Annotated in this window: 18 protein-coding genes, 1 tRNA gene and 2 pseudogenes; 11 read left to right on the top strand and 10 right to left on the bottom strand. The window is 64.2% G+C overall.

Annotated elements, in window-relative coordinates; genetic code table 11:
* The first annotated feature begins 259 nt into the window (after positions 1 to 259).
* Positions 260 to 1,567: a phage major capsid protein gene (locus F600_RS0121770; protein ID WP_018162779.1), complete on the top strand. Its 1,308-nt coding sequence runs from the start codon at positions 260 to 262 to the stop codon at positions 1,565 to 1,567.
* Positions 1,567 to 1,716, top strand: a complete 150-nt coding sequence (locus tag F600_RS31740; protein WP_018162778.1) for a hypothetical protein — start codon at positions 1,567 to 1,569, stop codon at positions 1,714 to 1,716. The genes F600_RS0121770 and F600_RS31740 overlap by 1 nt, the downstream gene beginning before the upstream one ends.
* A gap of 90 nt (positions 1,717 to 1,806) precedes the next feature.
* Here the strand turns inward: F600_RS31740 and F600_RS30770 are convergent, their stop codons facing one another.
* The 4 genes from F600_RS30770 to F600_RS0121745 all read right to left on the bottom strand — a co-directional run bounded on the left by F600_RS30770 (position 1,807) and on the right by F600_RS0121745 (position 6,048).
* Positions 1,807 to 3,942, bottom strand: a complete 2,136-nt coding sequence (locus F600_RS30770) for a protein kinase domain-containing protein (RefSeq protein WP_018162777.1) — start codon at positions 3,940 to 3,942, stop codon at positions 1,807 to 1,809.
* Positions 3,943 to 4,074: 132 nt separating this feature from the next.
* Positions 4,075 to 4,713, bottom strand: coding sequence for a hypothetical protein (locus F600_RS30765; RefSeq protein WP_156024758.1), 639 nt, complete (start codon positions 4,711 to 4,713; stop codon positions 4,075 to 4,077).
* 116 nt (positions 4,714 to 4,829) lie between these two features.
* The gene (locus F600_RS0121750; RefSeq protein WP_018162775.1) at positions 4,830 to 5,288 is read right to left on the bottom strand and encodes a DUF4145 domain-containing protein; all 459 of its coding nucleotides are present in this window, start codon (positions 5,286 to 5,288) and stop codon (positions 4,830 to 4,832) included.
* A 409-nt stretch (positions 5,289 to 5,697) separates the two neighbouring features.
* The gene (locus F600_RS0121745; protein ID WP_018162774.1) at positions 5,698 to 6,048 is read right to left on the bottom strand and encodes a hypothetical protein; all 351 of its coding nucleotides are present in this window, start codon (positions 6,046 to 6,048) and stop codon (positions 5,698 to 5,700) included.
* A gap of 163 nt (positions 6,049 to 6,211) precedes the next feature.
* On the opposite strand from F600_RS0121745, the gene F600_RS31735 reads away from it, so the two are divergent.
* Together F600_RS31735 and F600_RS0121740 are read left to right on the top strand one after the other, a co-directional pair.
* Positions 6,212 to 6,298, top strand: a tRNA-Glu gene (locus F600_RS31735).
* A gap of 167 nt (positions 6,299 to 6,465) precedes the next feature.
* On the top strand, positions 6,466 to 6,903 hold the full coding sequence (locus tag F600_RS0121740; protein ID WP_018162773.1) for a DUF4870 domain-containing protein: 438 nt from the start codon (positions 6,466 to 6,468) through the stop codon (positions 6,901 to 6,903).
* Between the two features lies 1 nt (position 6,904).
* Here the strand turns inward: F600_RS0121740 and F600_RS0121735 are convergent, their stop codons facing one another.
* Positions 6,905 to 7,642, bottom strand: coding sequence for a class I SAM-dependent methyltransferase (locus F600_RS0121735; protein ID WP_018162772.1), 738 nt, complete (start codon positions 7,640 to 7,642; stop codon positions 6,905 to 6,907).
* Between the two features lie 17 nt (positions 7,643 to 7,659).
* Between F600_RS0121735 and F600_RS0121730 the strand changes: the two genes are divergently transcribed.
* Positions 7,660 to 8,481: a DUF2804 family protein gene (locus F600_RS0121730; RefSeq protein WP_018162771.1), complete on the top strand. Its 822-nt coding sequence runs from the start codon at positions 7,660 to 7,662 to the stop codon at positions 8,479 to 8,481.
* A gap of 137 nt (positions 8,482 to 8,618) precedes the next feature.
* Positions 8,619 to 9,458, top strand: coding sequence for an endonuclease domain-containing protein (locus tag F600_RS0121725; RefSeq protein ID WP_245541601.1), 840 nt, complete (start codon positions 8,619 to 8,621; stop codon positions 9,456 to 9,458).
* Positions 9,459 to 9,483: 25 nt separating this feature from the next.
* Here F600_RS0121725 and F600_RS0121720 read toward each other — a convergent pair whose 3' ends face one another.
* A complete protein-coding gene (locus F600_RS0121720) occupies positions 9,484 to 10,185 on the bottom strand; it encodes an IclR family transcriptional regulator (protein WP_018162769.1) in 702 nt (233 codons plus the stop codon).
* Positions 10,186 to 10,229: 44 nt separating this feature from the next.
* Between F600_RS0121720 and leuC the strand changes: the two genes are divergently transcribed.
* From leuC to F600_RS0121705, 3 genes and pseudogenes are all read left to right on the top strand, one after another.
* Positions 10,230 to 11,639, top strand: a complete 1,410-nt coding sequence (leuC, locus tag F600_RS0121715) for a 3-isopropylmalate dehydratase large subunit (RefSeq protein WP_040632270.1) — start codon at positions 10,230 to 10,232, stop codon at positions 11,637 to 11,639.
* 12 nt (positions 11,640 to 11,651) lie between these two features.
* A complete protein-coding gene (gene leuD, locus F600_RS0121710) occupies positions 11,652 to 12,254 on the top strand; it encodes a 3-isopropylmalate dehydratase small subunit (RefSeq protein ID WP_018162767.1) in 603 nt (200 codons plus the stop codon).
* 165 nt (positions 12,255 to 12,419) lie between these two features.
* Positions 12,420 to 12,803, top strand: a pseudogene (locus F600_RS0121705) (HU family DNA-binding protein); the annotation flags it as partial.
* Positions 12,804 to 12,835: 32 nt separating this feature from the next.
* Here the strand turns inward: F600_RS0121705 and F600_RS0121700 are convergent.
* From F600_RS0121700 to cofC, 3 genes and pseudogenes are all read right to left on the bottom strand, one after another.
* Positions 12,836 to 13,753: a bifunctional NUDIX hydrolase/histidine phosphatase family protein gene (locus F600_RS0121700; protein ID WP_026306823.1), complete on the bottom strand. Its 918-nt coding sequence runs from the start codon at positions 13,751 to 13,753 to the stop codon at positions 12,836 to 12,838.
* Positions 13,754 to 13,755: 2 nt separating this feature from the next.
* A pseudogene (locus tag F600_RS29305) lies at positions 13,756 to 15,822 on the bottom strand (RNA degradosome polyphosphate kinase); the annotation flags it as partial.
* A 77-nt stretch (positions 15,823 to 15,899) separates the two neighbouring features.
* Positions 15,900 to 16,541, bottom strand: a complete 642-nt coding sequence (cofC, locus tag F600_RS0121690) for a 2-phospho-L-lactate guanylyltransferase (RefSeq protein WP_026306822.1) — start codon at positions 16,539 to 16,541, stop codon at positions 15,900 to 15,902.
* Positions 16,542 to 16,647: 106 nt separating this feature from the next.
* Between cofC and F600_RS0121685 the strand changes: the two genes are divergently transcribed.
* Positions 16,648 to 17,646: an NAD(P)H-dependent glycerol-3-phosphate dehydrogenase gene (locus tag F600_RS0121685; RefSeq protein WP_018162762.1), complete on the top strand. Its 999-nt coding sequence runs from the start codon at positions 16,648 to 16,650 to the stop codon at positions 17,644 to 17,646.
* A gap of 19 nt (positions 17,647 to 17,665) precedes the next feature.
* Positions 17,666 to 18,733 carry a D-alanine--D-alanine ligase family protein gene (locus F600_RS0121680; RefSeq protein ID WP_051090893.1) on the top strand — a complete coding sequence of 356 codons (1,068 nt, stop codon included), beginning with the start codon at positions 17,666 to 17,668 and terminating at the stop codon, positions 18,731 to 18,733.
* Here F600_RS0121680 and F600_RS29300 read toward each other — a convergent pair.
* Entirely contained in the window at positions 18,730 to 19,263 is a 534-nt protein-coding gene (locus F600_RS29300) for a DUF3515 domain-containing protein (protein WP_018162760.1), read from the bottom strand. The genes F600_RS0121680 and F600_RS29300 overlap by 4 nt on opposite strands.
* Positions 19,264 to 19,307: the final 44 nt, after the last annotated feature.

Here is a 19,307-nt window from a genome sequence, read left to right as displayed (position 1 = left end):
CTATTCTTGATACGAGGGTTCCTCGAACTCTCGTATCAGCGGTTCGGTCCGGCCTTCACGTTTAGGGGTTTCCTCCTTTTCCCCGCAGGTATGGAACGCGAAGTCCGGCCCGAATCGGTCCCCGCATGATCGCTGGGCGACAAGTGAACATTCCGCCGAAAAGTGAATTACGAAAAGTGAACATCGCATTGCGCTGCCCAGAATGGTTGCAGCCCAATTTCACCACACTCAAATTCACTTCCTCCGAAGGAAATTCACCATGAAAGAACTCTTGGAACGCGTCATCGAGGCGCAGACCAACACCCGCCGCTCGCTCGAAATCGCGCGGGGCGAACGGCGAAAGATCATCGCCGAGGCCGCAGGCGCGAAGCGCGACAGCCTCTCGGCCGACCAGCAGCGCCAGTGGGATGCAATCGCCGCCCAGATCGCCGAGCACGAGACAAAGCTCGCCGAACTCGGAGAACGCGAGGCCGAACTCCGCGACGACCTCGAACGCGAACACGCCATCGAACGCGGCATCGCCCACCTGAGCAGCAAACGATCCGAGCACCTGGACGGCGTTCAACTGCTGAACCGCAGTCAGTCCCTGGCCCAGTGGGTCACCGACAATGGGCTCTCTATGACCGAGCGCCGAGTTCGCGGTGAAGATCTCCACTTCGGTCGGTACCTGCGTGGGATCGCCACCGGCAACTGGTCCGGCGCCCACGAGGAGCGCGCGCTCGCCGAAGGAACGCTTTCCGCCGGTGGCTACACCGTTCCGACACCACTCGCCGGGTACGTGCTTGACCTCGCCCGCAACGCCACCCAAGTCGTGCAAGCCGGTGCACAAACCGTCCCGATGCGGTCGCAGACGTTGAAAATCCCGAAACTGTCCGGAGAAGGCGCACCGGCCTGGCGAAACGAGAACGCGGCCGTCACCGCCGGTGATCTGACGTTCGGCGTCGTCACCCTCGTCGCGCAATCGCTCGACCGTCTGGTCCTCGTCTCCCGCGAACTTCTCGAGGACAGCGATCCTTCAGTTTCCCAGGTCATCGCCCACAGCTTCGCGGCTCAGATCGCCGTCGAACTCGACCGTGCTGCTCTCCGGGGTTCCGGAAGCAGCCCCGAGCCACGTGGCCTTCTCAACACGCCTGGCATCACGACGACAACGCACGGCACAAACGGCACGACGATCTCGAACTACGACTGGTTTCTCGATGCCGTGCTCTCGGTTCGCAGCCACAACTACCGCCCGACCGCGCACATCGTTGCACCGCGCACATCGACAAGCCTGGCGAAGCTCAAGGACTCCCAAGGCCGCTACCTGCAGGCACCCGAAGGGATGCTGCCGATCCTGCAGACGAACCAGGTCCCGACGAACCTCACCGTGGGCACCGCGTCCAATGCCACCGAGGTGTACACAGGGCAGTGGGATCAGCTCGTCATCGGCCTGCGCACCGGGTTCGAACTCCGGGCCCTCAGCGAGCGCTACGCCGACAACCAGCAGGTCGGGTTCCTGGCACATTTGCGGGCCGACGTCGCGGTGCTGCAACCGGGTGCGTTCGTCGTCGACACCGGGGTGCTGTGATGGCCCGCTACATCGTCGGGCTCACACTGCCGGTGCTCGTCGCGTATCTGTCGCAGCGGCCGGACCTCGATGATCCCGATGTTGGTGAAATCCGCGAAGGCATACCGGTCCATCTTTGGCGGCAACTGCCGCGCTCCGTGGAGGAGTGAAGGGCACGCCCGTTGCCGCAGGCCAAAAGAGCGACTGGTGGTCATCCGGCGAACCGCCTACCGACGTCATGGGAGTCGGAATCGGCTCAATCAGCGGAGCGAGTCAGGAACGTTGGTCTGGTTGTCGAGATCGCTGCCCCAGGCGATGACCCGGCCATCGTTTGTTAGCGCCAGTGCGTGGCTCCGACCCGCGGCGAGTTCGGTGAAGATTTGGCCAGTGGGCGCATGACGACCGTTCGCTAACGCATAGCTTTGGTCGCCCCACGCAATGATGCTGCCGGCACTGGTTAGTCCCAGAGCATTTCCATAGCCTGCCGCGACTGCGATGTAGCGCTGACCGCCCGGAAGAGCAGGGACCGTAGTCTGCTCGTGAGCGTTGCGTCCCCAGGCGACGATCTGACCGGCGGTCGTCAATGCCAATGAGAAGCTGTCGCCCGCGGCGATTGCGGTGTAGCGCTGACCCGGAGGTGGGTCAGGGACGGTGGTCAGCTCGGCGTTGGCGTTGCCCCAGACGAGGACCTGACCGGCGCTAGTCAACGCCATCACGTGAGAGGCTCCTGCCGCGATCGCGGTGTACCGCTGTCCATTCGCAGGGGCCGGCACTCTCGTGAGCCCGCCGAAGGCGTCAATCGTGCCCGCGTCCGTCAACGCCAACCACGCGTTCCGGCCCATTGCGACAGCGGTGTATACATGGCCGCCCGGCGGGGGTTGTTCCCGCACACCGCTCCGATCCCAAACTACTGCGTTGCCCGCAACTGTCACCGCGACCGCTTGCGCGTCTCCGGCTGAGATCGCCGTGTATTTCGTGTTGGACGGCGGGTCAGGGAATGCACCCAATCCGCGGTTGCCGCCCCACACGATGACGTCCCCTGAACTTGTCAATGCCAGAGAATAGTCAACTCCTGTCGCGATGCGCGGTTGTGTCGAACTCACATCGGATCGCAAGAATGTCGTGGTGGTTGCAATTGCGGCGACAGCGACAACGATTGCGGCGCCGTAAACGAGCCAAAACCACCGTCGGTGTCTTCGTGCGGTCAGCGACAACGCTCCGACGGCGGCGGTGACCGCACCCGATCCCGCCGGTCGGCGTCCGCCGTGGTCCGTGATGATGGTCTCCGGCCCAACCGGCATCGTTGTCGGGCGAGGCGGTTGCCTGACTCCGCCAGCCGGACCGGGCAGTGGCGGAAGTCGGTCCCTCTTCATCACAGCCGGGTCAACCGCGACGAACGGAGCAACATGCTCGTCAGGCAAAGGGCTCGACGGTGATGAATGCGTCGTCTCAGTGCCAGACTCGACTAGCTTTCTGGTCGCTGGGGTTCGCTTGACCAAGGCTCGCAGTAAACCGCGGGGGCCTACTAGACCGTCGCGGCGGTCGTTCGGGGGGTGGGGCGAGGGTGGCCGAGGCAGTGTTGCCTTGGTGGCCAGAGCACTCCGCGCAGCCGTCGCCAGTGCGGCCGCGCTCTGGTAGCGGTGGTCGGGGTCCTTGGCCAAGCCAGTCGCGATGACGGCGTCGAAGGCCGTGCCGAGTGAGGGGCGCTCGTCACTCGGCTTGGGGATGACTCCGCTGATGTGCCCGGAAATCTGTTGTTCGATGCTCGCGCCGGGGTAGGGCTTGGCTCCGGTGAGGCACTCATATAGCACGCAGGTGAGGGCGTAGATGTCGACGCGTCGGTCGGATTTCGCCTGCGTAAACCGCTCCGGGGCCATGTACGAGAAGGTTCCGACCGCGGCGCCCGTGCTGGTGAGTCCGGTGTCGGCAATGGTCCGTGCGATTCCGAAGTCGATGAGGTAGACAAACCTTCTGGCGCTGACGAGAAGGTTGGATGGCTTGACGTCGCGGTGGATGAGTCCGGCGACATGCGCAGCGTCGAGTGCCGAAGCAGCCTGTTCGATCACGTCGACGGCGACGTCGGGTGCCAGGGGTCCATACGTGAGCATCGTCTGCACGTCGGTGCCATCGATCAAGGCCATCGCCAGGAACAGTCGACCGTCAATCTCGCCATAGTCGTAGATCGGGATCACGTGCGGGTCGACCAGGCTGGCCGCAGCGTGGGACTCGCGACGGAATCGCTCGCGGAAGACTTCGTTGTCGGCCGAGTGCGGGGCCAGAAGTTTCAGCGCGACGTACCGATCGGTGTTCACGTCGTAGGCCCGGAAGACCTCACCCATCCCGCCCTTGCCGAGCGAGCCGCGCAGGCGGTAGCGGCCGAACGCGATCTCGTCCACACCCACCTCCAGCGCTCATCGCCCGCGACTAAGAGCACTGTGCGGCAGACGGCGTCGCGGGGCAGGGGATTCGGAAGAAATTCGGCGAACGACCCCGGGGTCGAACCGACGTTTTCTGGTCGGGCCTTTCCGCTACGGAGCTGACCAGGACGCCACGCGATCGAATCCCGGCGTGTACGTGATGATCCCGAGTTCACTGCCGTCGGGAAGGGTGAAGCCGACGTGGCCACTCACCGTCTCTCCCGCGAGAGCATCGCCAGAGCCCAAGTCACCGTCGCCCCATTTGGTGTCGCGACCATCCTTGGTGCGGCCATTGAAGTCGAGTTCGTTGTAGGTGAACTTTCCGCTGGTGACCTCGATGCGGACCATGACCGTGGCCTGCCCGTTGGCGACGACGAGATCGGACACGGTGACGCGCGCTGAGCCGTCGAAGCGCTTGACGTCTGCGGTCTCGCCGACCTTCAAGACCGCCGTGCCGCTCTGTTGCTTGCCTGCGGCGGCGGTGCCGCTCGACCCCGAGGCCTTCGAGGCTGAGTCATTACCGTTGCTGAGGATCGAAGCACACGCCCCTAGGACTACGAACAAACCCACGATGACGCCGACGATGATCAGGATCGTGTTGCGGACTGTGTGCTTCTTCTTCGGTGGTGGGTAGAACCCCTGCGGCATTCCGGTACCCGGGTACTGCGGCGGGTACGGCTGACCGGCTTGAGACGAGTACGGCGGCTGCTGTGGCTGCGATTGCCATGGTGGTGGAGGCGGCTGCGTCACGACATCGATCATGGTGCAGCCGACGTCAGTACTCCTCGGTTCGCGAGGCGTGTCTATCGAACGGGGTACACGAAGTAGCCCTGTGCATAGGCCCACGACACCGAACTGACCCCACACTATCCACCCGTGTGCAGTACCTGTTTCCGCTGGTCCGCAGACGCAGTCACTGTGGAAATGATCGAGTGGGCCGTGTAGACCTCATCCAGGATCACACCCATCATCGTGATCGCGGCAGTGGCGTCTTCCTTGGTTATCGGGTCAGTGAAGTCGCCGTGGGCCATGTCGTTGCCGAGCTTTCGGATGCCATGTGCGCCGTCACAAATATGTGCGCGTATCACCCCGATATCGCGGAGAGCGTCGATCTTCTGAAACAGATTGCCGTTCGCGATGCCCTTGTGCTTCGCGGTCGCCTCGATCACGGCGCGCGTCAGCATGATCGCCGCTCGGTAGTGGTTCCGGGCTAGGCATTCGTAACCCTCGGTCGCGGCGTCGCCGATGTGGGAGGGTGCGTGTGGGTACGGCTTCGTCTGTCCTGCGGTGGGAGCCCACACAAAGCTGGTGTCGGCGCGCTCCAAAACGCTCCTACCGGTCGCAGAGGAGCCATTCGGACTCTCGGCGATTCCAATCGCGAGCGACTGGCAGGCATGGCATTTGAATGCGCCGTATGCGATGTACCTATCCGTCCGGGAGATACTCGAATCGTATCGAGGCCTGGCGAGACGCGAATCGTGTTGAGGCCTGGCGAGACGCGAATCGTGTTGAGGCCCGGCAACGCTTACTGCATTGACGTTCACCAGCTCGTGCTGTGTGAGGGCTTCGCAATTCCAACAGATCGTGGTCGGCACGAGAGCACGGCTCCTCGAAGGTCGCGTGTGAAGTGAATGTGGTGACGCGCGGATTCTAAGGGTAGGCACTGACAAAGGTGCCCGACAGTCCGCTGCCAAAGTCGACAACAGAGAACTAGTTCCGGCACTTCCGTGAGACTCAGGTTTTCGGCTTCTGGATGATGCGGAACACCACCGGACCAGCCTTGGCGCACTCGACGTACTGTGCTCTCCCGTGCTCGGCGCTCCACGGGCGAAGGCATTGCCAAGGGGCTATCGCTGGCGAGTCGTCCTCACCCGCTTGCGTCAGGTGGGGGCTGACGTCAATCGCGTACTGGATCGCTATTCGGATCATCTCCGAGCACTTGGCTTGCCCCTGAACAAGCTCGATGACCGCTAATCCACCAGAGTCGGTGGTGTATGAGCAGCCCGACAGCGCCTGTGGCGTGACTCCGGCCTGGGTTGTTACCGGGGGCGGTACGGCGCTCGCCGTACTACTCGGCGTTTGCATGCGGTCATTTGATTGAACGCCAGTCGAGCAGCCTGCGATAACCACAGCCAGAGCGATTGACGCGAAACGCATAACTGAAACCATGCCGCGCGGGTACACATCGGGTACACAAAACGTCCGAAAACAGTCACCTCTTACCAACGCCTGAAAACGGCAAACAGGCAGCTAGAAGGTTGTTTATGTTCTTCGACCTGCGTGCCGTCTTCGCCCTCTCAAGGCGGTAGCGCGGGTTCAAATCCCGTCGGGGCTACAACGGAAATCCCCGGTCTTCGGACCGGGGATTTTTTGTGTCTCGAGCCGCATGTCGAGTCGGGCAATTTGGACGAATGCGTCCCACGTCTCACAGCGGAAAGCCCCAGATGTCAGTACGTTTGGGAGATAAGTCCGTTGGCTTCATCACCCGAGATGAGGGAAACCATGACACAGCCCCCGTTCGACAGCAGCGGATACTCCGCGCCCAGCAAACCGCCGCCGGGATACCCGCCTCCGGCGTACACGGCTCGCCCGATGACGGCCGATGACGAGCGGACCGTCGGAATGCTGGCTCACCTGGTGCCACTCATCGCGATGGTGTTCAGCGGCGGACTGCTCGGATTCGTGGCGTCGCTCGTGATCTATCTCGTCTACAAGGATCGTGGCCCGTTCGTCCGTGAGAACGCGGTGAACTCGCTGAACGTGCAGATCATCACGGGAATCATGCTGGTCATCTCAGTCGTGCTCATGTTGGTGTTGATCGGCTTCGTGACGTACCCGCTCGCGCTGCTCTTTGCTTTCGTCGTGCACATTATCGGTGCGATGAAAGCGAACCGCGGCGAGTGGTGGAAGCCGCCGATGACCCCGCGATTCGTACACTGAGTCATCGCTTCGCGGCCACGATCGCGAACTTGCGCACCCGGCCGCTGCCGAGCCAGTCACTCCACAGCTCATGGGCTGTGATCAGCTTGGCGGTGGCCGGTGCGCCGATCTCGTCCGCGATTTGGGAAGAATCCCCTCGATAGCTGCGTAGGAGCGCCGTCGCCGTCGCCTGGTGCGAAGAGCTGCAGTCCTGCTGCCAGGTCACGGTCAGTCCCGCGTCGCGCAGCACGGCCCGCAGTTCCGCCAACTCGATCGGCCAGACCGTGTCGGCGGCGGGCATCTGCGCCTGTTCCTGCGGGGTGAGCGGGTGGCCTTCCTCAACCGTGAAGGCGAACCGCCCGCCCGGCTCGAGCACTCGCGCCACCTCGCGCACCAAGGCGTTCTTGTCTGGGAATTCCAGCATCGTCTCCAGCAGGAACACGACCTCGAAGCGGCCTTCCGGAAGCGGCGGGAGGTGAGCTTGTTCGAATCGGCAGGGGAGATTCCCGGCGAGCTCGCGAGCGGTGGCAAGTGAGTCGGCGGAACGGTCGACGCCCAGGTATCGGCATCCCGACTCCGCCGTGATCATCCGGCCCGGCCCGCCGATTCCGCAGCAGAGGTCGAGCACGGAGACACTGGAACTGACCCTCGCCTCGCGAGCCAGCTGCCGGATCTCGCTCGCGGACACGAAGCTCTCCTGGCCTACGTATTCGGCCGCGGGAAAGGCGGTGGCCCGGGCCCGCTCCAGTGCCGTCGACATGCCTTTAGTCTGAATTGGTGTTCGACCTTCGGAAGCTGATTGCCCCGCCCGCCAATGACAACTTGGACCTGCCCTGGCGCGGCGGTGACGGCGAAGCACCGCTGGACGTCAGCAGCCTGCCGCGGTTCCGTGGCTTACGGCCGCTCAAGCGCTGGCGGTATCTCGGGGTGTATGGCGCGGACGTGCAGCTGTGCGTGGGCGTTGCGCGCATCGCCGGTGCCGCCCAGTCGTTCTGGGCCGTCCACGATCGCGTCTCTGGTGAATTCCGGGATCGTGCGGTGATGTGGTCGGCGGTCGAATTCGGTGATTCCTCAGTCACGTTCAGCGGCGTCGATCTGCGGTACGAGCGGGCGGGCGACCCGGTGGAGACCTTATCGAGGCATGGCGACTACCCGATCTGGACCCGGAAGACGCCAGTGCGGGTCACGGGGACGGTCGACGGGAAGGCGATCGATTCGCGCGGACTCGTCGATGAGTCGGCCGGTCACCACGCACGCGTGACGAAGTGGTTCTGGAGTGCCGGCTGCGGCGTCTCGAACACCGGCGCGGAGGTGACTTGGAACCTCGTCGACGGCGTTCACGATTCCCCGACGAACTCCGAGCGGACGCTGTGGGTTGACGGAGTTCCCCAGGAAGTCGGTGCGGTCGATTTCGCCACGGACCTGTCCCGGGCAGGTGACCTGGTGTTCCACGCCGAAGCTGAGCGCGCGCGGCACGACCGCCTCGTGCTGATCGACAGCGAGTATCGGCAGCCGTTCGGCACGTTCACCGGCCGCGTTGGAAATGTCGAACTCTCAGACGGCTACGGCGTCATGGAGAGTCACGACGTTCGGTGGTGAGTGGGCAGTGGGCAATGTTTCGGGTGCGATCCGAAACATTGCCCAATCCTGGAAGGCCGGAACCGGTCGCACGAATCACCGTCTAACTGGGTGTGCACAACTCGGACCTAGCGCAGTACATCGCAACGCAGGACGGCGTGATCACTCGAGACCAAGTCCTCGAATGTGGTCTCTCCGATGATCAGATTTATGCCCGAACGATGTCCGGCGCATGGCGCCGTCTCTTCGATGGCATCTACTTCGATACGTCGCACCGGATGTCCCACGAGGCCCGTCTGCGTGCGGCGGTGTTCGCATCCGGAAAAGATGCGGTTGCGTGGGGAGCGAGTGCGGGCTGGTGGCACGGCCTTCTGGACTTGCCGCCGGCACGACCCCAGGTCACCATTCCGGCGATACGGCGAGTGCGGCGGTTGCAGCAAGTTTCCGTGCGGCGTCGCGATCTGGATCCGAACGACGTGGCCGAGGTCCGCGGACTCGCCATCACCGCACTGCCGTTGACGGTGTTGGATGCAGCCGGACTTCCGCAGGGATCGGTTGTCATGGACCAGGCGCTCCAAAAATCAGTCACGCTGGAACAGTTGGTCGAGGTGCACGCCCGCAATGGCAAGCGGGTTGGCGCGACGCATATTGGGCGACTTCTTGCCGCGGCCGCGGACGGAAGCCGGAGCGCCGCGGAGAAGCTACTACATCGGATATTTCGCCGTGCCGGTCTTCGAGGTTGGAAAGCGCAGGCGACGGTGCTGGGCTACGCGCTCGACGCCGCCTTCGTCAGCGAACGAGTCGGGATCGAGGTTGACGGGTGGCGGTTCCACAAGGACGCGAAACGGAATTCAAATGACCTTGCGCGCCAGAACACGCTGGTGAACGCAGGTTGGCACATGCTGCGGTTCGACTGGCATCGGCTGGCGAACGACCCGGAGAACGTCGTGCGAGAGGTGCGGGCCGCTCTCGCACTTCGAGTGGGCAAAATTTCGTGAGCGATCCAGAATTTTGCCCACGGAACTAGAGCCGCTTCGTTAAAGCGTCCGCTGCCGCAATGAGGTCTGCGGCCCAGCGGACGGCCGGCCTGCGGCCGATCCGGTCCGTGGGGCCGCTGACCGAGATTGCCGCGATGACAGCTCCGCTGTCATCGCGGACCGGCACCGAGACACTCGCCACCCCGGTCTCTCGCTCGCCGGCGCTCTGCGCCCATCCGCGCTTGCGGACCTCGGCCAGGGCGCGTTCGCCGAAGGAAGCGTCGGGCAGAAGAGCGGCTTGAGTCGTTGGGTCGGCCCATGCCAACAGCACCTTCGCGCCGGACCCGGCGTTCATCGGCAGCCGCGCGCCAACCGGAACGGTGTCGCGAAGGCCGAAAGGTGCTTCGGCTGCGGCAATACACACGCGGGCTGCGCCCTCGCGGCGATACAGTTGCACGCTCTCTCCGGTGAGTTCACGCAGCCGGGGGAGGATGGAAGCGGCGGCTTCAGCGAGAGAATCCGCCGCGGTCGCGGCAAGTTCGGTCAGAGCTGGGCCGGGACGCCAGACACCGGACGTATCGCGCATGAGCAGGCGATGCGCCTCGAGGCCGACGGCGAGTCGGTGCGCGGTGGCCCGGGGCAGCCCGGTCCGGGCACACAGCTCGCCGAGCCCGCACGGCTCCTCGGCAACTGCGCGCAGAACCAGCACTGCTTTGTCGAGCACGCCGATGCCGCTAATATGTCCCATAGGGCGATACTAACGTCTCAAATAGTGAGATCAAAGAGGTTTTGATGAGCACACCGCGCACATTGGCCGAAAAGGTCTGGGATCAACACGTTGTCGTAAAGGGTGAGAACGGCAGCCCCGATCTCATCTACATCGACTTGCACCTCGTTCACGAGGTCACGAGCCCGCAGGCCTTCGACGGACTCCGCCTCGCCGGACGTCCGGTTCGGCGCCCGGACCTCACGATCGCGACCGAGGACCACAACGTCCCCACGATCGACATCGACAAGCCGATCGCCGACCCGGTCTCCCGCACGCAGGTCGAGACCCTCCGCAAGAACTGTGCAGAGTTCGGCATCCGCCTCCACTCGATGGGCAACATCGAGCAGGGCATCGTGCACGTTGTCGGCCCGCAGCTCGGCCTGACCCAGCCCGGCATGACGGTCGTCTGCGGTGACAGCCACACCTCGACGCACGGTGCATTCGGTGCGATCGCGATGGGCATCGGCACCAGCGAAGTCGAGCACGTCATGGCGACGCAGACGCTGTCGCTCAAGCCGTTCAAGACCATGGCCATCAACGTCTCCGGCGAACTGCAGCCAGGAGTCACGAGCAAGGACCTGATCCTCGCCGTCATCGCGAAGATCGGCACCGGCGGTGGGCAGGGTTACGTCCTCGAGTACCGCGGTGAGGCGATCCGCAAGCTGTCGATGGAAGCGCGCATGACGATGTGCAACATGTCCATCGAGGCCGGCGCACGCGCCGGAATGGTCGGCCCGGACGAGATCACCTACGAGTTCATCAAGGGCCGCCCGCACGCGCCGAAGGGCGAGGAGTGGGACCAGGCCGTTGCTGCGTGGGAAGACCTCAAGACCGACGAAGGCGCCGTGTTCGACGCCGAGGTCGAGATCGACGGCAGTGCGCTGACCCCGTTCGTCACCTGGGGTACCAACCCGGGCCAGGGTCTGCCGCTCAGTGCCTCGGTCCCGGATCCGGAGCAGATGACCGACGAGACTGAGCGTCAGTCTGCGGAGAAGGCGCTCAAGTACATGGACCTGCAGCCGGGCACTCCGCTGCGTCAGGTGCCGGTCGATGCCGTGTTCGTCGGTTCGTGCACGAACGGACGCATCGAAGACCTGCGTGAGGTCGCCGACATTCTGAAGGGCCGCAAGGTCGCAGACGGCGTTCGCATGCTGATCGTGCCGGGTTCGATGCGCGTTCGCGCACAGGCCGAGGAAGAAGGCCTGGGCGAGATCTTCGTCGGCGCCGGCGCCGAGTGGCGTCAGGCCGGATGCTCGATGTGCCTCGGCATGAATCCGGACCAGCTCGCTCCCGGTGAGCGCTGTGCATCGACCTCGAACCGCAACTTCGAAGGCCGTCAGGGCAAGGGCGGGCGTACGCACCTGGTATCGCCGCTGGTGGCCGCTGCGACCGCCGTTCGTGGCACTCTGTCCTCTCCCGCTGACCTGGACTAAGGAACAAACAAGATGGAAGCCTTCAAGTCCCACACCGGCATCGGCGTCCCGCTGCGTCGATCGAACGTCGACACCGACCAGATCATCCCGGCGGTCTACCTCAAGCGCGTTTCCCGCACGGGATTCGAGGACGGACTTTTCGCTGCCTGGCGTGCGCAACCGGATTTCATTCTGAATGTCGCGCCTTACGACAAGGGCTCGGTCCTGGTCGCTGGACCCGATTTCGGAACGGGCTCCTCGCGTGAACACGCGGTGTGGGCGCTCAATGATTTCGGTTTCAAGGTCGTCATTTCATCCCGTTTTGCCGACATCTTCCGTGGCAATGCCGGAAAGGCGGGTCTGCTCGCGGCACAAATGTCGCAGGAGAACGTCGAATTGCTCTGGAAGCTGATCGATGAGAACCCGGGCCTCGAACTCACCGTCGACCTCCAGGCCAAGACCGTGACCGCGGGATCGTCGGTACTGCCATTCGATATCGACGACTACACCCGGTGGCGCCTGCTCGAGGGTCTCGACGACATCGGCCTCACCCTGCAGAAGGACGCCGAGATCGCCGCATTCGAGGCGTCCCGCCCTTCGTTCAAACCGGTGACATTGCCGGTGCCGCACGCATAAGCGTCCTTCGCGAATGCTTTAGCGCCACAAAGATCATTTTGATCCGCTGGATATTTGCTGCGAAATTTTCGTTGCTGACCGTCATTGCGGCACTTAAGGATTAACGTGTTACGTAGGTGGGGCTGATGCATGGGCCCCCTCGGTGCCGCGCGGAGGACTTCTCAAATGAACAAGGCCGAGCTGATCGATGTTCTTACCGAAAAGGTGCCGCTGGACCGTCGTACGGCAACGGAAACCCTCGAGAACATCGTGGACATCATTGTGCGTGCTGTCCACAAGGGCGAAAGTGTGACGATCACCGGGTTTGGCGTGTTCGAGCAGCGCAAGCGCGCCGCCCGGGTCGCGCGCAACCCGCGCACTGGCGAGACCGTGCGAGTTGAACCGACGTCGGTGCCGGCATTCCGCCCCGGTGCGCAGTTCAAGGCGGTCATCGCTGGGGAGGCGAAGCTGCCTTCGAGCGGGCCCGCGGTGAAGCGTGGCGCCGGCGCGGCGGTCACCGCCAAGGCCGCCCCCAAGAAGAGCGCTCCGAAGAAGGCCGCGAAAAAGAAGTAATCGCCGCTGAAGTTCTCTCCGACAGCCTCTTACCGCTGACGCGGTAGGGGGCTGTCGACGTAATCCGCCGCGACGATCCGGTCGCCGTCGAGCGACAGAACCCACATGCTGGCCTTGCGGGTGCGTCCGTGGGGTAGCGGGAAGCCGCTGCGTTCTGCCCACCAACCCAACAGTTGGGGCATGACCTTCCCCTGGCTGCACACCGCCCGAACTCCCGGCTTTGTCGCCAGTTCCAGAATTCGATGCTGCGTCGGTTCGTTGTTTTTCGCGAACGCTCGTTCGGACATCTCGGGCTCGATCTTGATCTTCGCGCCGATGAGTTCAGCGAAGGGAATCACCGTCGCGACGCAGCGGTCCGGATCTGCCGAGTGGACGTGCGTGACGCCGTATGCGAGAAGTTGTGGCACGAGCGCCTGCGCCTGCAATCGGCCGATCTTGTCCAGGGGGCGGCGGTTGTCGTCGCCCTTGAACCGCTTCCGCCGGCCCGCGAGGGCGTGCCGCACGATGACGATCGTCCGGAGGTCGACCGACAGCCGCACGAACTCGTCGAGGACGTTGCGATCGACGCGGTAGGACAGCAGCTTTTTCGCGGACTCGACAGTCATCCAACGGAGTTGGTCGACCTCGCGGTTGGGGGTGAAGCGCCCGCCGAGCATCTGCGCCGACCAGTAATCGACCCGTTTGAGCGAGCCGTTGGCGAGCTTGTATCGAACCTGGCGCAGATGTCGACCGAGACGGCAGTCGAGGCCGGTCTCTTCGCGGATCTCGCGCACAGCCGCGACGATCGCCGTCTCGCCGGGTTCGAGCTTGCCCTTGGGCAGGCTCCAGTCGTCATATCGACGGCGGTGGATCAGGGCGATCTCGATCGCGCCGGTCTTCTTCTTGCGGCGCCAGACGACGGCGCCGGCGGCCGCCACGGAAGGCCGTTCGGAATTAGGGCTGGCCATGATCAGGCGATGCTGGGCCTGCGTCGGCGCATCATGAGGTCTTGGTGCTCGTGGCGCGGACCGCTCGTCGGCGATTCCTTCCAACTGCCATCGGGCTGCAGCTCCCAGCAATGTGTCTGGGGATCGAGCGCCGAATCGAAGATCTCACCCAGGTGCGCCGCGAGGCGAGGGTCCTTGACCTGGGCCATGACCTCGACGCGACGGTCGAGGTTGCGGTGCATCATGTCCGCGCTGCCGATCCACATCTCGTCCGAGCCGAGGAAGTGGAAGAGTCGCGAGTGCTCGAGGAAGCGGCCGAGAATCGAACGAACCTCGATGTTCTCGCTTGCTCCCTTGACGCCGACCTTCAACGCGCAGATGCCCCGCACGACGATCTGCACCGGAACGCCCGCGTTCGAGGCTCGGTACAGCCAGTCGATCACCTGCTCGTCGACCAGGGCGTTCGCCTTCATCCGGATGCGGGTGGGCTTGCCCGCCTCGTGGAGCGCGATCTCCTTCTCGATCCGCTCGACGATTCCGCGGCGGACTCCGTACGGGGCGACCAGCAGGTTCCGGTAGTTGGTTTTCCGCGAGTAACCGGTGAGCGAGTTGAACAGGTCCGTGAGGTCGCCGCCGAGTTCCGGATCGGCCGTCAGGATTCCGACGTCTTCGTAGAGGCGAGCGGTCTTGGGGTTGTAGTTACCGGTTCCGATGTGGGCGTACCGACGGATCTGGTTGCCTTCGCGACGGACAACGAGGCACGTCTTGCAGTGCGTCTTGAGTCCAACGAGTCCATAGACGACGTGGACGCCCGCCTTCTCCAGCGCTCGCGCCCACTTGATGTTGGCCTGCTCGTCGAAGCGCGCCTTGATCTCCACGAGTGCGACGACCTGCTTGCCCGCCTCGGCTGCGTCGATCAGCGCGTTGACGATGGGCGAGTCACCCGACGTCCGGTACAGCGTCTGCTTGATCGCGAGCACGTGCGGATCGGCCGCGGCCTGCTCGATGAATCGCTGCACGCTCGTGGAGAACGAATCATACGGGTGGTGCACGAGCACATCGCCGTCGCGAAGCGTCGAGAAGACACTCTTGGGCTGCTCACCCTCGGCGAAGGCGGAGTGGGTCACGGGAACGAAGGGCGCGTCCTTGAGGTGCGGACGATCGACGCCGTAGATCTGCCACAGGCACGACAGATCGAGGAGTCCGGGGACTTGGATGACGTCGTCGGGGTGAACGTCCAGTTCGCGAAGGAGCAGTTCGAGCATGTGCTCGGACATGTCGTCCGCGACCTCGAGCCGAACCGGCGAGCCGAACCGGCGACGTGCGAGTTCGCGTTCGAGGGCCTGCAGAAGGTCTTCGTCGCGGTCCTCGGCAACCTCGAAGTCCGCGTTGCGGGTGATGCGGAAGGCATGGTGTTCGACGATCTCCATACCCTGGAAAAGGACGTCGAGGTGAGCCGCGATGAGTTCTTCCATCGGCAGAAAGACGTCGTTCGACTCCGCCTCTTTCCGGAGTCGAACAAAGCGATCGACGTTGTCCGGCACCTTCACGCGCGCGAAGTGCTCGCCGCCCTCTTCCGGCTCGCGAACCGTGACCGCAAGGTTCAGGCTCAGGCCGGACACGAACGGGAACGGGTGCGCGGGGTCGACGGCGAGGGGAGTGAGCACCGGGAACACCTGCTCGTGGAAGTACGCCGAAAGCCGCTCCCGCTGCACGGCATCGAGTTCGGACCACGCGACGATCCGCACATTGTCTTCGGTGAGGGCGGGCAGGATCTCCTCGAGGAACACCCGCGCATGGCGCTTGGAGATCTGTTGAGTGCGCTGCCCGATCAACGCGAGTTGTTCGCGCGGCGACAGTCCGTCGGCCGATCGCACGGAAAGACCCGTCTCGTGACGGCGTTTGAGACCGGCGACGCGAACCATGTAGAACTCGTCGAGGTTCGACGCGAAGATCGCCAGGAATTTCGCACGCTCGAGCAGCGGGTTCTGGTCGTCTTCGGCCAGGCACAAGACCCGCGAGTTGAAGTCCAACCAGCTCAGCTCCCGGTTGAGATACCGGTCCTCGGGCAGTTCGTCTTCGATGGTGCTTGGCTCACTCACGGTTAGATCATTCCCCATTCCGGGGATTGCTCGCACACAGAAGACTGTGAATTCGGGCGGATTCCTCAGCCGCGCTGGACCGTGGCGCTCGCCAGCGCCAGCGCGGCCCGCGTTGCCGGACCGACGCCGATCGACACCGCAACGTCGAGGTCGTCCGCGGTATCGACATCGTGGCGCAAGCCGGGCCAGTCACCTTCCACCAGTTGCACGCCGGCGTCGCGATGACGGAGTGCGGAATCGACTCCGAACTTCGGCTCGAACGGCATGGATGCGGAACGGAGGAGCAGTGCGGTCGTTCCGGTTTCGTGCTGGTCGTGGACGAAGACACGGTCAGCCTGCGGAGACGCCGCGGTGAACGCCGCAAGCTCAGTCGCCGTGAGCGCGGGCAGATCAGCTTGCAGGATCAGGACCCGGGCGCTCGGATTCACCTGACCGATCGCCCAGTTCAGGGCCTCGTTCAACGACGTGCACCACGCGGGCTCGCGCAGAACCTCGCAGCCGAGAGCGCGAACCGCGTCCGCCACGATCGGGTCACCGGTCACCACGGCCACCCGTTCGATCGACTCCGCCGCCAGCGCCGCGCGGACGGTGTCGGTCAGCATTGCGAGAACCAGATCCTGGCGCTCATCGTCTGTGAAGCGTGCGGACAGGCGGGATTTCGCGTTCACAAGGCCCTTAACCGGCACCAATGCGTGAATTCCGCTCACGCGCCCATCGTGCCAGTCCGATCCGGGTCCTGCACAACCTGTCTCGGGATACGGTTACTGCCGTGAGGGGTGAGCGTGTGAACTTCGTTTGCGGGGTGGTGCAGCAATGACACGTGCGGCAGTACTGGGTGCGGGGTCGTGGGGTACCGCATTCGCAAAGGTCCTGGTCGACGGCGGTAGTGACGTCACGATGTGGGCGCGGCGCCAAGAGGTCGCCGACGAGATCACGAACGACCACGTGAACAGCAACTACCTCAAAGGCATCACACTGCCGGAATCGCTGACGGCGACCCATGACTTCACCAAGGCGCTCGACGGCGCTGAGATCGTCGTGTTGGCGGTGCCCTCGCAATCACTACGCGCGAACCTCAAAGAGTGGACGCCGTACATCGGCTCCGACTCGACGATGTTGAGCCTGGCGAAGGGCGTCGAAAACGGCACGCTGCTGCGCATGAGCCAGGTCATTCACCAGGTCACGGGTGCGGACAAATCGCGCATCGCGGTGCTGTCGGGACCGAACCTCGCGCGTGAGATCGCGGCCCGTCAGCCGGCTGCGACGGTCATCGGCTGCCTCGACTCCGAGCGGGCAATCGAGATTCAGAACGCGAGTGCCACGCGGTACTTCCGTCCGTACACCAACACCGATGTCATCGGTTGCGAGGTCGGCGGCGCCTGCAAGAACGTCATCGCACTCGCGTGCGGCATCGCGTCCGGTATGGGCATGGGCGACAACTCGCTCGCCAGCATCCTCACGCGTGGTCTGGCCGAGACGACCCGTCTCGGGGTGGCGCTCGGCGCCAACCCGGCGACCCTGGCCGGACTCGCGGGTGTCGGCGACCTCGTCGCCACGTGCATGTCGCCACTGTCGCGAAACCGGTCGTTCGGCAAGGTGCTCGGTGAAGGCGGCGGGATGGAAGCCGCGCAGGAAGCGACCCACGGTCAGGTCGCCGAGGGCGTGAAGTCGGCCACGTCGATCCGTGCGCTCGCCGCCCGCTACGACGTCGAAATGCCCCTCACTGACGCAGTTCATCGCGTATGTCATGAAGGTCTGTCGGTTCGACAGGCGGTCGGCGAGCTGCTCGGTCGCCCGCCGAAGCCCGAATAAACAAAGGTACGGTGACTGCGTGTCTGATCCAAGTCGGGTGCCGGCCCTAACCCGTGTAGCCCTCATCTTCGGTGGCCGGTCCAACGAGCACTCGGTGAGTGTCACCTCGGCCGGCAGCGTCGTCGCGAACCTCGACCCGGAGCGCTACGAAATCATCCCGGTCGGCATCTCGCGAGAGGGCGAGTGGATCGTCGGGGCGATGCCCGGCGCGCGGGAGGACCGCACTCTGCCGTCGGTCGAGTCGGACGGCAGCGGGGTGATGCTCAGCGCCGCCGCCGTCGAAGCGTTGCACAGCGCGGACGTCATCTTCCCGATCCTGCACGGACCGTGGGGCGAAGACGGCACCATCCAGGGCGTGTTCGAGGTGTCCGGGAAGCCGTACGTCGGCCCCGGCGTCATCGCGAGCGCGGCTGGCATGGACAAGGAGTTCACCAAGAAACTGCTTGCCGCCGAAGGGCTTCCGATCGGAACTCAGCTCGTTCTGCGAGCGGGCGAGAAGACGCTGACCGCGGAGCAGAAAGAACAGCTGGGCCTGCCGGTGTTCGTGAAGCCGGCGCGTGGCGGCTCGTCGATCGGCATCTCGCGCGTGGCGAACTGGGACGACCTCGATGCCGCGATCGCCGAGGCGCGAAACCACGATCCCAAGGTCATCATCGAGTCGAACATCGTCGGCCGAGAGGTCGAGTGCGGTGTGCTCGAGTTCCCGGACGGTCGCGTCGAGGCAAGCAAGATCGCCGAGATCCGGCTGACGAACCTCACCACCGACGAGTCCTTCTACGACTTCGACACGAAGTACCTGGACAACGTCACCGAGTTCGACATTCCGGCCCATCTCGACGATGAGACGACTGCCCAGATTCGTGAGATCGCGGTGAAGGCGTTCAAGGCGCTCGACTGCCAGGGACTATCTCGCGTCGACTTCTTCGTCACCGAGAACGGCCCGGTCATCAACGAGATCAACACCATGCCCGGCTTCACGTCCATCTCGATGTACCCGAAGATGTGGGCCGAGACCGGCGTCGACTATCCGACGCTGTTGTCGACGCTCATCGAGACGGCGATTGCGCGGGGGACCGGCCTCCGTTAGAGGGGCGCTGGGTCGATCTTCACGCGCTCGAGCGACGTGGCAATCGCCTCGGTGATTTCTTGGACCGCCGTTGCGGCGTTCGTGCCGTCGGAAATCGTCAAGGCAACGTAGACCGGTCGATCGACGGCGAACCAGGTGGCGGCCTTCATGTCGGGGTCCGAGATGCGGAACCAGGACACAACATTGCCCTCGACCGTGATGTCTTGAAGCGGTGTGGCGACCTTGAACTCGCTCGGCCGCTCGATGCCGCACCGAAGAACGATCGGTTCGCCGCCGCTCGGCGAGGCCCACGCCTTCGTCGCGGGTGGCGCCGGCTCCACGAGTTTCCCAGCCGTGAAATCTCCGAGCTTGTCCGGAAGGGCGGCGATCAGCTGTGCGCATTCGGCGCTCGAAGCCTTCGGTGCCGGAACCGATCCGACCGCGATTCGTTCGTCGATCGGCGCGTTCGCGACGGTATGCGCCGCATAGATGAGCGCAGCGACGCCCAGCACGGGCAGTGCGATGATCGCGGCTTGCGCCGGCTTGATCACGTGTGGAGCCCTCCCGCTTCACGATCAACGATTGCGTACTGTCA

The organism is Smaragdicoccus niigatensis DSM 44881 = NBRC 103563 (assembly GCF_000380645.1).
Lineage (GTDB): Bacteria > Actinomycetota > Actinomycetes > Mycobacteriales > Mycobacteriaceae > Smaragdicoccus > Smaragdicoccus niigatensis.
The sequence above is the reverse complement of the archived record's forward strand: the minus strand, read 5'-3'. Positions and strand labels throughout refer to the sequence as shown.

Bases quoted from the DNA above. Each gene is read 5' to 3' on its own strand.
- F600_RS0121735 (WP_018162772.1), bottom strand. From the start codon at position 7,642: ATGTCGACGGCACTGGAGCGGGCCCGGGCCACCGCCTTTCCCGCGGCC.
- leuC (WP_040632270.1), top strand. From the start codon at position 10,230: ATGAGCACACCGCGCACATTGGCCGAAAAGGTCTGGGATCAACACGTT.
- F600_RS31740 (WP_018162778.1), top strand. From the start codon at position 1,567: ATGGCCCGCTACATCGTCGGGCTCACACTGCCGGTGCTCGTCGCGTAT.
- F600_RS0121700 (WP_026306823.1), bottom strand. From the start codon at position 13,753: ATGGCCAGCCCTAATTCCGAACGGCCTTCCGTGGCGGCCGCCGGCGCC.
- leuD (WP_018162767.1), top strand. From the start codon at position 11,652: ATGGAAGCCTTCAAGTCCCACACCGGCATCGGCGTCCCGCTGCGTCGA.
- F600_RS0121740 (WP_018162773.1), top strand. From the start codon at position 6,466: ATGACACAGCCCCCGTTCGACAGCAGCGGATACTCCGCGCCCAGCAAA.
- F600_RS0121685 (WP_018162762.1), top strand. From the start codon at position 16,648: ATGACACGTGCGGCAGTACTGGGTGCGGGGTCGTGGGGTACCGCATTC.
- F600_RS0121745 (WP_018162774.1), bottom strand. From the start codon at position 6,048: ATGCAAACGCCGAGTAGTACGGCGAGCGCCGTACCGCCCCCGGTAACA.
- F600_RS0121770 (WP_018162779.1), top strand. From the start codon at position 260: ATGAAAGAACTCTTGGAACGCGTCATCGAGGCGCAGACCAACACCCGC.
- F600_RS0121720 (WP_018162769.1), bottom strand. From the start codon at position 10,185: ATGGGACATATTAGCGGCATCGGCGTGCTCGACAAAGCAGTGCTGGTT.